Origin of the sequence: Parabacteroides provencensis (genome assembly GCF_900232875.1) — a bacterium.
GTDB lineage: Bacteria > Bacteroidota > Bacteroidia > Bacteroidales > Tannerellaceae > Parabacteroides > Parabacteroides chinchillae.
The window spans coordinates 112,623-125,120 of the sequence record NZ_LT960492.1; the positions used below are offsets into that span (position 1 = coordinate 112,623).

10 protein-coding genes are annotated in these 12,498 nt (G+C 40.1%); 5 read left to right on the forward strand and 5 right to left on the reverse strand.

Annotated features, from left to right (window positions below; translation table 11 throughout):
- Positions 1 to 103 precede the first annotated feature (103 nt).
- The 3 genes from CTY47_RS15220 to CTY47_RS15230 all read right to left on the reverse strand — a co-directional run bounded on the left by CTY47_RS15220 (position 104) and on the right by CTY47_RS15230 (position 2,384).
- Positions 104 to 1,318 carry a sodium ion-translocating decarboxylase subunit beta gene (locus CTY47_RS15220; protein WP_099465642.1) on the reverse strand — a complete coding sequence of 405 codons (1,215 nt, stop codon included), beginning with the start codon at positions 1,316 to 1,318 and terminating at the stop codon, positions 104 to 106.
- A gap of 14 nt (positions 1,319 to 1,332) precedes the next feature.
- Positions 1,333 to 1,770 (reverse strand): hypothetical protein, encoded by a 438-nt coding sequence (locus CTY47_RS15225; RefSeq protein ID WP_099465643.1) that lies wholly within the window; start codon positions 1,768 to 1,770, stop codon positions 1,333 to 1,335.
- Positions 1,771 to 1,985: 215 nt separating this feature from the next.
- Positions 1,986 to 2,384, reverse strand: a complete 399-nt coding sequence (locus CTY47_RS15230; RefSeq protein WP_233202212.1) for a hypothetical protein — start codon at positions 2,382 to 2,384, stop codon at positions 1,986 to 1,988.
- Positions 2,385 to 2,528: 144 nt separating this feature from the next.
- Here CTY47_RS15230 and rlmB point away from each other — a divergent pair, with 144 nt between their 5' ends.
- From rlmB to CTY47_RS15250, 4 genes are all read left to right on the forward strand, one after another.
- Entirely contained in the window at positions 2,529 to 3,269 is a 741-nt protein-coding gene (gene rlmB / locus CTY47_RS15235) for a 23S rRNA (guanosine(2251)-2'-O)-methyltransferase RlmB (RefSeq protein ID WP_099465644.1), read from the forward strand.
- A 34-nt stretch (positions 3,270 to 3,303) separates the two neighbouring features.
- Complete coding sequence (locus CTY47_RS15240; protein ID WP_099465645.1) at positions 3,304 to 3,684, forward strand: RidA family protein; 381 nt, start codon at positions 3,304 to 3,306, stop codon at positions 3,682 to 3,684.
- An 84-nt stretch (positions 3,685 to 3,768) separates the two neighbouring features.
- Complete coding sequence (locus CTY47_RS15245) at positions 3,769 to 5,904, forward strand: hypothetical protein (RefSeq protein WP_199163441.1); 2,136 nt, start codon at positions 3,769 to 3,771, stop codon at positions 5,902 to 5,904.
- Positions 5,905 to 5,914: 10 nt separating this feature from the next.
- Complete coding sequence (locus CTY47_RS15250; protein WP_099465647.1) at positions 5,915 to 7,636, forward strand: N-acetylmuramic acid 6-phosphate etherase; 1,722 nt, start codon at positions 5,915 to 5,917, stop codon at positions 7,634 to 7,636.
- Positions 7,637 to 7,681: 45 nt separating this feature from the next.
- Here the strand turns inward: CTY47_RS15250 and CTY47_RS15255 are convergent, their stop codons facing one another.
- Together CTY47_RS15255 and CTY47_RS15260 are read right to left on the reverse strand one after the other, a co-directional pair.
- Positions 7,682 to 8,401, reverse strand: coding sequence for an ABC transporter permease (locus CTY47_RS15255; RefSeq protein ID WP_099465648.1), 720 nt, complete (start codon positions 8,399 to 8,401; stop codon positions 7,682 to 7,684).
- Between the two features lie 1,088 nt (positions 8,402 to 9,489).
- The gene (locus CTY47_RS15260; protein ID WP_099465649.1) at positions 9,490 to 11,304 is read right to left on the reverse strand and encodes a YgiQ family radical SAM protein; all 1,815 of its coding nucleotides are present in this window, start codon (positions 11,302 to 11,304) and stop codon (positions 9,490 to 9,492) included.
- A 169-nt stretch (positions 11,305 to 11,473) separates the two neighbouring features.
- On the opposite strand from CTY47_RS15260, the gene CTY47_RS15265 reads away from it, so the two are divergent.
- A complete protein-coding gene (locus CTY47_RS15265; RefSeq protein ID WP_099465650.1) occupies positions 11,474 to 12,475 on the forward strand; it encodes a malate dehydrogenase in 1,002 nt (333 codons plus the stop codon).
- Positions 12,476 to 12,498: the final 23 nt, after the last annotated feature.

Below are 12,498 nucleotides of genomic sequence, written 5' to 3' on the forward strand. Positions count from 1 at the left end.
TGCAAAAATACAAAATCGGAATGATATCTTTATTAGTTTAAATATTTAATAACAAAGTGGGGATACAGAACTTCGTTATTATCCCATACCTGTATATAATAATTTACAGATATGGAATAATTGTAACATATATACCTGTAATTATAGCAGAGGTTATAACCCCGGATATATTAGCTCCTAGCGCATCTCCTAAAATAAATGAATCCGGATTTTCCTTACTTACCAGTTTTTGTGCCACCTTTGCAGTTGTTGGTACACAGCTTACTGCTGCAATTCCTATAACAGGATTGTAGTTACCCCGTTTGATAATGTACATGATGTAGCCTCCGATAATACCGCCGATACCGGATAATAGTAGTGCAGTAATACCCAAAAGAAGAAGTTTTAATATTTTAGGATCCAATAATAATTTGGCGTCACATAATACCCCTAATAACAAACCTAACATAAACGTAGAGCCATATAACAGCGGCCCGCTTACAAAATCATAAATATGTTTCATTCCTGATTCACGAACAGCAACTCCTAAAAACAGAGAAAAAAACAGGGGAGAAGCGACCGGGAACAGAAAACATAATACAGCACACAGAATAACGGAAAAGGCCAGTTTTACTTTTGCGTCGTAGTTTTTGGGAGCTTTTGTCGTTGTCATCTTAATGGCTCTCAGTTTCTGGGGGATTAATAGTTTAACCAAATAAGGATACCCTCCGTAGGTAAGGCCTAAATAAAGGTAGGCAACCACTGTAATAGGAACAAACAAATGTTTTGCCAATATTAGCGAGGTGAATAACACCATTGGCCCGTCTGCACCTCCAACCATGGCAATTGAAGCGCTTTCCGGTAATGTCAGTCCTATTGCATGAGCAACCGGTATAGTTAAAAAAGTACCCAGTTCAGCACATAAAGCCAGGAATAAGCTGGCAAAAGGTTTCTGAAGCAAAAAACCGACATCCAGTAATGTTCCGATTCCCATAAATACAAAACAGGCAATTAATCCGTTACTAAACGATAATGTATATACAGGTTGCAGAAAGTCGATTTGCATGACATTCATCAAGTCATCCGTATTTGACAACATCGGATCGAGAAACAAATTGCCAAGTACTCCGCCCGGCATAATTAATGTTCCGCAATTAATGGCAATCATACCTAATCCCATCGGAATCATTACCATCGGTTCTAATATACCTTTCCAACCTAAATATACCAATAGTCCGCCTAGTAATATCAGAAATATACGTGCTGCGGCTAATAACCACCCGCCTGCAACCATTGTTCCAAAACCTTGAAACAAGCTTAGAAAATCAATATTTTCCATATATTGTAATTGTTTTATTCTTCCGGAGAAAGAGGTTTATTATTCGATTTCTGCTTATTTTTCAGTTTCTCTTGTTTTTTGAGAAACATAATGCGGGTATCTTTGGGATAATAATAATCCATCAGACTTAAACTGGATGCTCCGTGGCTTACTCCATGATAGTAACCGGCAGGCTTGTTTTTCAGCAAGTCGCTGTTGATACCCTTCCGGAACTCTTCCCGTTCATCTTCAGAGGATTCATAACCGGAGTTTGCTTTTAATCCCAGCAATACGCCTAATTTGGCACGGAGTTTAAATAGTTTGGTAAACTGGTTGAGCTCTTCTTCCTGTGAATGATGATATTCTAATGAGTCGGCCCAAATGGCAATCAGCTTTATTATTCCGGCAACAAAAAAACCGATAATAAAGGTGAGTCCCATCATTTCTAATGTTGATAAAAACAGACTTAACATATTAATTACTTATATTTAGTTAATATATAATTCAGGGGTGCCGCATTAGGTTCAAACCAATTCATAGTTATGTTTTTTGTAATTTATAATTATAATTTTAGAAAATCATAACTATGAAGCTACAAAAGTCATAATACGACAGTCCTGATACATAATTAGAGTGCTTACTTATCTTTTATAAAGACAAATAGCAATTATTAATTATGGAAATCTGTTTAAATAATGATTTTCCGCAAGACGTAAACCCAGTGGCCTGAACGGATGCGGAGAGAAGAGAATTTTAAAGAGTGGGTTATTAATAATGTCTCTGATATTTTATTAAGGATACTTTGTTCTTTTTGTAATAACGATTCGAGTTGGCGTGAAGCAATCTCTGAAGTACGTTCTCCTCTTTCCGGCGATACCTGAACCCTGGAAGTAAAACAGAGCCCTACACTTTGCAATTGAAATGCTTCATCAGCGTTTAACTGTACATTTAATAAGTCAGCTTTGCCCGCTTCTGTCAGAATAACCTCTCGGGCAGACGATATGATACTCTCTTGTGTTGTCTCTTTCTGCCCGTTAAAAAGGAGTAAGAAGAACAATGGTAATATGTAAAGTATCTTTCTTATCATGGCGCGAAGGTAGAAATAGTTTCGGATATATAACTTTCAAAGAGTAATAAAAGTTAGTGTATTCTTTGTATATTTGCACAACGTTGTGAAATATTATACAACTTGAACCAATAAACATTTGATATTCAATTAAGAATATAATACATGAAAGAGAACGAAATGGTTTTTGGCATACGTGCCGTAATCGAAGCTATACAGGCAGACAAAGAAATTGATAAAATATTAGTAAAACGAGAATTACAAAGCGATCTTTCCCGTGAACTGTTTGGAGTATTAAAAGGACGTGATATTGCAGTACAACGTGTTCCGGCTGAGCGTTTGGATCGTTTGACCCGTAAGAATCACCAGGGTGTGATTGCGTTTATGTCTGCCATAACTTATCAAAAGCTCGAAGATATAATTCCATTCTTATACGAACAAGGAAAAAATCCTTTCATAGTATTATTGGATGGTGTGACTGATGTACGTAATTTCGGAGCTATAGCCCGTACATGCGAATGTGCAGGTGTTGATGCGATTGTTATTCCTGCGAAAGGTAGTGTTACTGTGAATGCCGATGCGATGAAGACTTCGGCTGGAGCCTTACATGTTTTACCCGTATGTAAGGAAAAAAGTATAAACCAATCAATCCGTTTTTTACAGGAAAGCGGCGTCAAAGTTTATGCTGCCAGTGAAAAAGCAACAGAAAATTATACAGATATACATTATGAAGGCCCTGTCGCAATTGTAATGGGAGCCGAAGATACAGGTGTTTCAATGGAGAACCTCCGTATTTGCGATAGCATGATAAAAATCCCTCAGTTTGGAACTATAGGATCCCTAAATGTATCTGTAGCATCCTCTATACTAATATACGAAGTGGTACGTCAACGAATGAAAGAATAGGAGAGAACTATTTATTCTAAATATATAATATACAATGAAAAAAGTTATTGCAACAACTAAAGCACCGGCAGCTATAGGCCCTTATAGCCAGGCTATACAGGTAGGAAATATGCTGTTTGCTTCAGGACAGTTAGGCATTGATCCGTCTACAGGAAACTTTGTGGAAGGCGGAGTGAAAGAACAAACTTCTCAGGCATTTAAAAATGTTCACGCTATCCTGGCAGAGGCAGGTTATAGCATTAATGATGTGGTTAAGACTACCGTGTTTTTAGCAGATATGGGAGATTTTGCAGCAATGAACGAAGTGTATGCTTCGCAGTTCGACGGCTCTTTTCCTGCACGTTCAGCCGTTGCCGTTAAAACCTTACCTAAAAATGGTCTGGTAGAAATAGAAGTAATTGCCGTTAAGGCTTAATTATAATTTAGAGGGAGTACTTCAAGACAATCTGGATGTATTCCCTCTGTTCATTTTAGAATAAACCACAAAATAACAGTTAGAATGAAATCAAATAACCACAAATTATTACCATACATACTTGTTTTTTTACTAGCCTTTTTAAGTCATCACGTAATGTCGCAAACCGCCATAAATATATGTGCTCATGCGGACAATGATCTTTTTCAGTTACTTACTAAAGAAACGTTTAATGTAAAACGTTTTGACACTCCTGCTCAGGCAATAGAAGAAGCAACAAAAGGAAGCGGTGTTATTATAACCGCAACAGAATATCCCAATCAACCAACAGTTATCAACCAGGATCTTTACAAGCTGGCTAAACAGAAACAATTAAGGTTATACGTAGAGTTTATCAATGATTATCCAGGTGTGCAGATAACAAAAGATATTTATGCAGGTAAATTGGAACGGGGTGTCATTTCTTCCAAATTCTTTTCTACGTTAAAACCAATGAGCTTGTTGGCATTAAATGATTGCCACATATATAAAGCGGCAGTAAAAGATCCTTATATTTCGTATGCAAAAGTTGCAGGGTTCGATATTGCACAGTACGGTTTGACAGATACGGAAGTTTTTCCCCTTTTATTCAAGGAAAAAAATACGATGATAGCAATGTCGTGCCTGTCTAATTTTAAAACTGCCCGATATGCTCCTAACGCTTCATGGAAATCCGTATGGGAGCAAATACTATCCTGGGTTGCTAACAAAAAAAATATAACTCTGTCAAAGTGGGAGTCTGACCCGCAACCATCTTATTCCGAAGATGCTATATTGCCGGCTGATGCCCGTGCTGTTTCTATACGTAAAGGCACAGAGTGGCTGTATAACGGACGCTTCTTTATACATCCGTCGTGGAAAGCCCGTGCATTGGAAATACAAGGTGACGGGCTGATGCCTGTTGGCCCTCCGGTTCCTCCCTGCGAATTGGTTGGAAATGGTTCCGACGGTATTCTGGAAGGACATGCTTCTACTATTTATTATGATGGTACAGAACAATATCGTTATTGGTTACGAAATGACGTACAAGGAGAAGTCGCCTTTTTACTGGCTTCTGCCGGCAATCTGCTGAATGACAAGAAATATGAAAGAACTTCAGAACATCTGATGGATTATATGTTTTATGAAGCGAACTTCAGGAAAGGTCCGCGTGCAGATAAAAACAGTCCGTCTTATGGCCTTTTAGGCTGGTCTGAAACGCATCCGTATGTATTCTATAATGATGATAATGCCCGCTCTTTGTTAGGCGTAATAGGGGCTTCGGCTTATTTGAAAAACGAACGTTGGAATAAATTTGTGGTAGAATGTATACTTGCAAACTTAAGGATATGCAGCAAACAAGGTTTCCAGGGGGGACGGTTAGAAGAGCCGGATATATTGGAAAAAGGTTGGAAATATTATGGCGAACGCGACTACACCAATCCGCATCCCCATTTCGAATCGTGGATGTGGGCTTGTTATCTGTGGTTATACGACAAAACCGGATATAAGCCTTTGTTGGAAAAAGCAAAATCAGGCATTCGTATTACAATGGAGTCTTATCCTGATAAATGGGGATGGACAAACGGCATTCAGCAGGAACGTGCACGTATGGTATTGCCATTAGCGTGGCTGGTTCAGGTAGAAGATACACCGGAGCACCGGGCTTGGCTAGATACAATAGTACAGGAAGTATTAAAGAACCAGGTGGAATGTGGTGCCATTCGTGAAGAGTTGGGCAGTAGTTCTACCGGAATGTTTGGCGGTGCTAAATCTAATAGTGACTATGGATTGCATGAAGCTCCTCTGATTGCAAAGAACGGCGATCCTGTAGCAGATATGCTATACACATGCAACTTTGCTTTCTTCGCTTTAAACGAAGCTGCACATGCAACCGGAAATCCTCAATACAAGGAAGCACTTCAGAAGCTGTCGGACTTTTTAATCCGTATTCAGGTAAAAAGCGAGAACCATAAAGATCTGGACGGAGCATGGATGCGTGCTTTCGACTATAACCGTTGGGACTATTGGGCTTCAAATGCCGATGCAGGATGGGGAGCATGGTCTACTCTTACGGGATGGATCCAGAGCTGGATTGTCGGCACACAGGTTTTAGTTGAAAAGGACCGGTCGTATTGGGACTTTACACAAGGCATGGATGTCTCAAAGGAAATGAAAGAAGCAATGTGGATGATGGAATAAAATACAGTATATGAAACGCATATATTTAACTTTGGATATTGGAGGCTCCTGGATAAAAGGTCTTGCCGTACCTTATATGAAGTGCATAAAAGAGTACAAGATCGATCCTAAAGGAATAAAAAGGGTAAAAAGTCGTCTGGGAACAGATAAGACTGTTGATGACTTTATTGAAGCTCTTCAGGAATTGATGGATATTTTAGTGTGCCCTGATTGTGAAGTATGTGCTATTGGGATTTCCACTGCCGGAATAGTAGATTATGCAGGAACCCGGGTCTTGTTTTCTGCAGATCATCTGGCTCCGTTGAAAAGTAATAAATGGATTGAATGGTTGAAAGATAAATATCAGGTACCTGTTGTTTTATCTAATGATGCGGATGCTGCTGCGGTAGGAGCATCCGCAGCCGGATATCTGGAAGGCTATCGTACTGTTGGCATAATGCCTATCGGTACAGGATTAGGATTCTCCCTTTGGAGAAACGGACGCAGATGGACTCCTTCTTATAGCCAACCGTTATTGGGTAGTATAGAAACACCCGATGGCAGTTATGATCAACTGGCCAGTGCATCTTTGCTTGCATCCGTGCATCCTGATAATAATTTGGTTGCAGTTTTTAAAGAGGCTGCATATAAAGAAAAAACAGATGAATATCTGGAACGTTTGGTACAAATAATACGGACGACCTATTATCTGTTCCGGACAGATCTCATACTGATAGGAGGCGGGTTGGCCCATGCGGTACAAGCTGCAGGTTATCCCTTGGCTGAACAGATTACAACAAGATTACAGGTATCTCCGGTTTTGACCGGAGATGTTATAGAAGTCCGTTTAGTGCAGGAAGCAAACGAATTGCCTTTATTAGGTGCATTATTAATTGCAGTGGGAGAACAATACGCCCAATCATTACGATGTATTCCCGAATATAAAAATCTTGTTACAGAAGAACCGTATGATCCTTCTCTTGAATTGCATAAAATGGATACTGCAGGTTTAGCATCTCTTTTATGGAAAACCGAGCAGGAGGCCGGGACTATATTGTCTGAGTCCTTAAAGGACATTGCCGAAGTTGCAGACAAGATGGCAGAGCGTCTGGGCAATGGTGGACGTCTTATATATGTAGGAGCAGGAACGAGCGGACGATTAGCTGCTGTCGATACGGTGGAAATAGCTTGTACATTTGGTTTCCCACGTGAACGTGTTCTTACATTAATTGCCGGAGGAGTGGCAGATGCAGCAATCGATATTGAGACAAACTTTGAAGAAGACGCCAGCTGTGTACCCGAAATGATATTGGCAAACGTTTCGGAAAAGGATGTTGTTATTGGCATATCAGTTAGCGGAAGTGCATACTTTGTCCAATCCGCATTAGCTTATGCAAAGACTATTGGTGCTTATACGGTCTTTATACAGGAAAAAGAGGTTGTGTCTGTTCCGTTTAGCGATAAAGTTATAGCCTTGCGTACCGGTAATGAGGTTATTGCAGGCTCTACCCGGATGAAAGCCGGTACAGCCACAAAAAAAGTACTTAACTTCATCTCTACCATCGCAATGATACGACTTGGCAAAGTGTATGGAAGTTATATGACGGAAGTGGAATGTATCAATAATAAGCTCATTAAGCGGGCAAAGAAAATATTACATATCTTATTCCATATGTCGGAAGAAGAAGCTCTGCGGCAACTGGAAATCCATAATTACAGATTGAATGATGTGATAAAAAGCAGATCTGTCTAGCTATGGATTAACCTTTATCATTCGCTTTTTACGACATCCGCAGGATTACTGTTGGCAGCTTTCCATACCCGTATATGGAGGAAGCTTTACATACATTTGCAAAGTAGCAAATGACCATATCTGTTTCACGGAACTTTCAATGAAAGATTTCTGTTTTTGTAAATCCTCGATATATAATATTGCATCAAACGGAAGATTCGTATTTGGCGGAGGATCTTTCAAAACTGCAGTAACTGTATAGGGCGGATGCCAATCAAATAAGGTACTCTTTATTTGTTGCCCGATAGCTTTTTCCGCATCTCCAAACATACGTACGGCCACCGTTTCCGAAAGGACTATATTATTTGTAACTTGTAGCGGTTGTGCATTACCACAGATAACAGCCTGAGGAAAAACGCTGAAAAAAGTATTGTCCGCAAAGATCGTATGCAGCCGGATGTACGGCATTTTTTTCGAACTGCAATTATTTTGCTCGACAAAGAAAACGCTCGAAGCTTGCATTGCCGGAAACTGCTCTTGCAGTTTTCTCTCTAAAATACCCGAAACCAGTTCGTTTACTTTACCCGACTGTTTATCCACTGAATAAATGCGGTAAATATGATCCGAACCAGGATAGAAACTGTCGTAGGAAGTCTCATAGCGCATCCAGTAAAGAGCCGGGACAAAACAGGCTAGTGCAAAAGCTAAACTCAGAGTGCCGGTAAGCGATTGTGTTTTATATTTCCATAAATTGCGGAATGCGATTTTTAAATATAGTATTACCATAAAGTCTGTTTAAAATTATTTGAAATAAAATTCCAGAGATATACCAGACCGATTTAAAGCAAACAAGGTGACAATATATAATAAAAGTATTGAATTAACAAACTAGAAAGAGAATATAATTTGTACATGATAACCCACGACCGGCAAGACTGTTATTCATACCGGGAAAAACATTATAATATACCCTCCACTTTGTCACCTTCTGTCACCATCTTCGGGGCTTATTCCAAAATTGCAAAATGATCTGATATCGGTTGTAAATTGCTGATACATACATTATTGTTCTGTTATCACGGGATTATATCTGCAACGCTTTAGTGCTTCCGGCGAACACTTTTTTATTACTTTTCTCTTGACAGAAAAGTAACCAAAAGGTCAAGGCTGCACCGTCCGGGCTACTCCGGCAAAAGACTTTGCTTAACCAGCGGAACTCGCTACGCTCAGACAGCCGCCGGTTTCGTCGCTGCGTCTTTTACCTGCGTTTAACGCCCAGCCGCTGATGCCGCTAACAAGAAAGCACAGCTTTCTTTTGGGATGGCCAATACATCCTGTTCTTTTATGGCTTTAGCCTGGTTTCAATTGCCGTCTGCTTCAGCTGACGGACTAAAAGGGGATATATCTGTATTGGCTTCAGCCAAATTTCTTCTCGGAAAGCTCTTTTTGATTATCTCATTCTTATTGGGCTGAAGCCCTTGAAAGATGAAGGCTCTACTATCCGTCGGTTGAAACCGACGGCAATTGAACTTAGGCTAAAGCCATATTAAAGAAGCGATAAACAGCTTATTTAAGCATCAGGGAAAGTGTTCGCGGGAGTGTTAAAATGAAATCTGCATTGACCGTTTTTAGGAGTTTGAAAACCTCGTTAGTGTATTGTAATATCATCTATAATAGCATGTTGTATGCTAGTATAGAATATCTGTGGATAATTTTTCAGATTTTGAAACACCCCCCGAAGAAAGTGACAGAAGGTGACAAAGTGAACCCTTAAACGACCTTTTATCGAGACCCATATATGACACTATTTGGGTAGGCAACTGAATTGAATAGGGTAGGTATCTGAATTAAATGAAAAGCAGACAAGGAAAAACTTATCTGCCGAACAGTTTATTAATTAAATCCTTTCTTCCCAGTTTTTGCAATGCCTGAGTTATTTGCCGGCGAAACTCCGGTTTGTACCAGAAAAAGAATTGTCGTTGTGCCAGTTTTTGTTCTTTACTGCGTGCCGTAAAGATTTTCTCCAGTGTATAAGGATGATAGCCGGTATAATACATCTCGGTAGCTAATGTCATAGGAGTAGGAGTAAAGTCCTGCACCTGCTCCAACTGAAAATGTAATCCTTTTGTTAAAGCTGCCAGTTCGGCCATATCTGTTTCCGTACAACCCGGATGGCTGGATATAAAATAGGGTATGAGCTGTTGTTTTAAGCCCTGTCTTTGATTTACCTTGTCAAATATCTTTTTAAACTGTCTGAACAATTGGAAAGACGGTTTGCGCATTTGTTTAAGTACTTCGTCTTGTGTGTGCTCTGGCGCCACTTTTAAACGACCGGAAACATGACGGGCAATTAATTCTTCCGTATAAGTCTGTGCAGACCGGTTTAAGTTTTCATCCGTATAACGATGTAAAAGCAAATCATATCGTACCCCGCTTCCTATAAAAGAACGTTTGATTTCCGGCAAACTGTCCACGGCTTTATATATTTCCAGTAAAGGCGTATGGTCGGCATTCAGGTTTTTACATACGACAGGGAATATGCAGGACGGTTTTTTGCATTGGCTGCATATTTTCTCGTCTTTGCCTTTCATACGGTACATATTGGCCGACGGACCGCCCAGATCGCTCAAATAACCTTTAAAGCCGGGCATTTCCGTTATCGCTTTCACTTCTTTCAGTATGGACTCTTTACTTCGTGAAGAAATAAATTTGCCCTGATGGGCAGATATAGTACAGAAAGCACATCCCCCGAAACAACCCCGATGCACATTCACCGAGAATTTAATCATCTCGAAAGCCGGGATTATTTTTCCTTTGTATTTAGGATGGGGAAGACGCGTATAAGGAAGATCGAACGAAGCATCCAACTCTTCTTCCGTCATTGGTGGGAAAGGAGGATTTACAACAATGGTCTTTTTCCCGACAGCCTGTAAAATACGGGATGCGTTGTATTTATTTGATTCTTCTTCAATATGTTTAAAATTTTTTGCCTGTTTTAATTTATCACGCAGACACTCTTCGTGCGAATAAAGTTCTATATCGCCAGGCTGTAGTTCTGCCTTATCCGACAAATAAACGGTTTGACGGATATCTTTTATAGAATGGAATGATTCCCCGGCTTGCAGGCGACGAACTAATTCCCTTATTGGTTTTTCACCCATTCCATATATCAATAAATCAGCAGGACTGTCGGCCAAAATGCCCGGCCTCAGTTTGTCTTGCCAATAGTCATAATGCGTAAGCCGACGCAAAGAAGCCTCTATACTACCTAATACGACAGGAATATCGGGATATAACTCTTTTAATATTTTTGTATAGACAATACTCGGATAGTCCGGTCTCATTCCAGCCCGGCGGTCTGGCGTATAAGCATCATCGCTGCGTAAACGCTTATTCGCCGTATAATGGTTAATCATTGAATCCATCGCTCCGGCTGATACGCCGAAAAAGAGGCGGGGAGTACCCAGTTTCTTGAAATCTCTGTAGTCGCCACGCCAATCCGGTTGCGGAACAATAGCTACACGAAGTCCTTCGGCTTCTAATATCCGCCCTATAACGGCAGCACCAAAAGAAGGATGGTCCACATAGGCATCTCCACTGAATAAGATTACATCCACATAATCCCATCCTCGTAATTCAACTTCTTTTTTGGTTGTTGGCAACCATACGTCCGGTTTAAATGTTTTCATAATGCAAAGGTACTAAATTGTAGTTATATCTGATCATAGTTATAACTTCTGCTTATGGAGTATTCATTTTTATGATTGGTGTACTTGATTTAGAATCTTTATATTTGTTGCTGGAAAGAAAATGATTGGCAACAAACAGTTATTAATATATAATTAAAAAACAGATCTTATGAAGACGCTAACAGACGAAAAACTCACCATTGTAGGTGCTGCAGGTATGATTGGTTCAAACATGGCACAGACAGCCATTATGATGGGATTAACTTCAAACCTTTGCTTATATGATCCCTACGCTCCTGGATTGGAAGGCGTTGCCGAAGAATTGTTTCACTGTGGTTTTGAAGGTGTAAATATCACATTTACCTCCGATATAAAAGAAGCTTTAACCGGAGCCAAATATATTGTAAACTCAGGTGGTGCCGCCCGTAAAGCAGGTATGACACGTGAAGATTTGCTGAAAGGTAACGCTGCCATCGCAGAAGAATTCGGTAAGAATGTAAAGAAATATTGTCCGGATGTTAAACATATTGTTGTAATTTTCAATCCTGCTGATATTACAGGGTTAATTACGTTATTATATTCCGGTTTAAAGCCGTCACAGGTTACCACTTTAGCTGCTTTGGACAGTACCCGTCTGCGTAGCGAACTGGCCAAACATTTTGGTATTTCTATGGATTTGGTTAACAATTGTCGTACCTATGGAGGTCATGGCGAACAAATGGCTGTTTATGCGTCTACAGCAGAAGTAAACGGTAAGAAACTAACCGATATTATCGGTACTGCCGATTTGACAAAAGACCAGTGGACAGAAATCCAGGCAAAAGTGACTAAAGGCGGTGCAAATATTATTGCTTTGCGCGGTCGTTCTTCTTTTCAGAGCCCGTCTTATGTTTCAATTGAAATGATTGCTGCAGCTATGGGTGGCAAACCATTCCGTTGGCCTGCCGGAGCATACGTGTCAAACGGCAAGTTCGATCACATTATGATGGCTTGGGAAACATCTATAACAAAAGACGGCGTTACACTGAAAGATGTCAAGGGAACTCCGGAAGAAGATGCGGCTCTGGCAAAAAGCTACGAACATCTTTGTGCTCTGCGTGATGAAGTAATTGCTATGGGAGTTTTGCCACCAGTGTCTGAATGGCATGCATTAAACCCGAATATTAAGTAATACATTTTTCTTATAATATACTT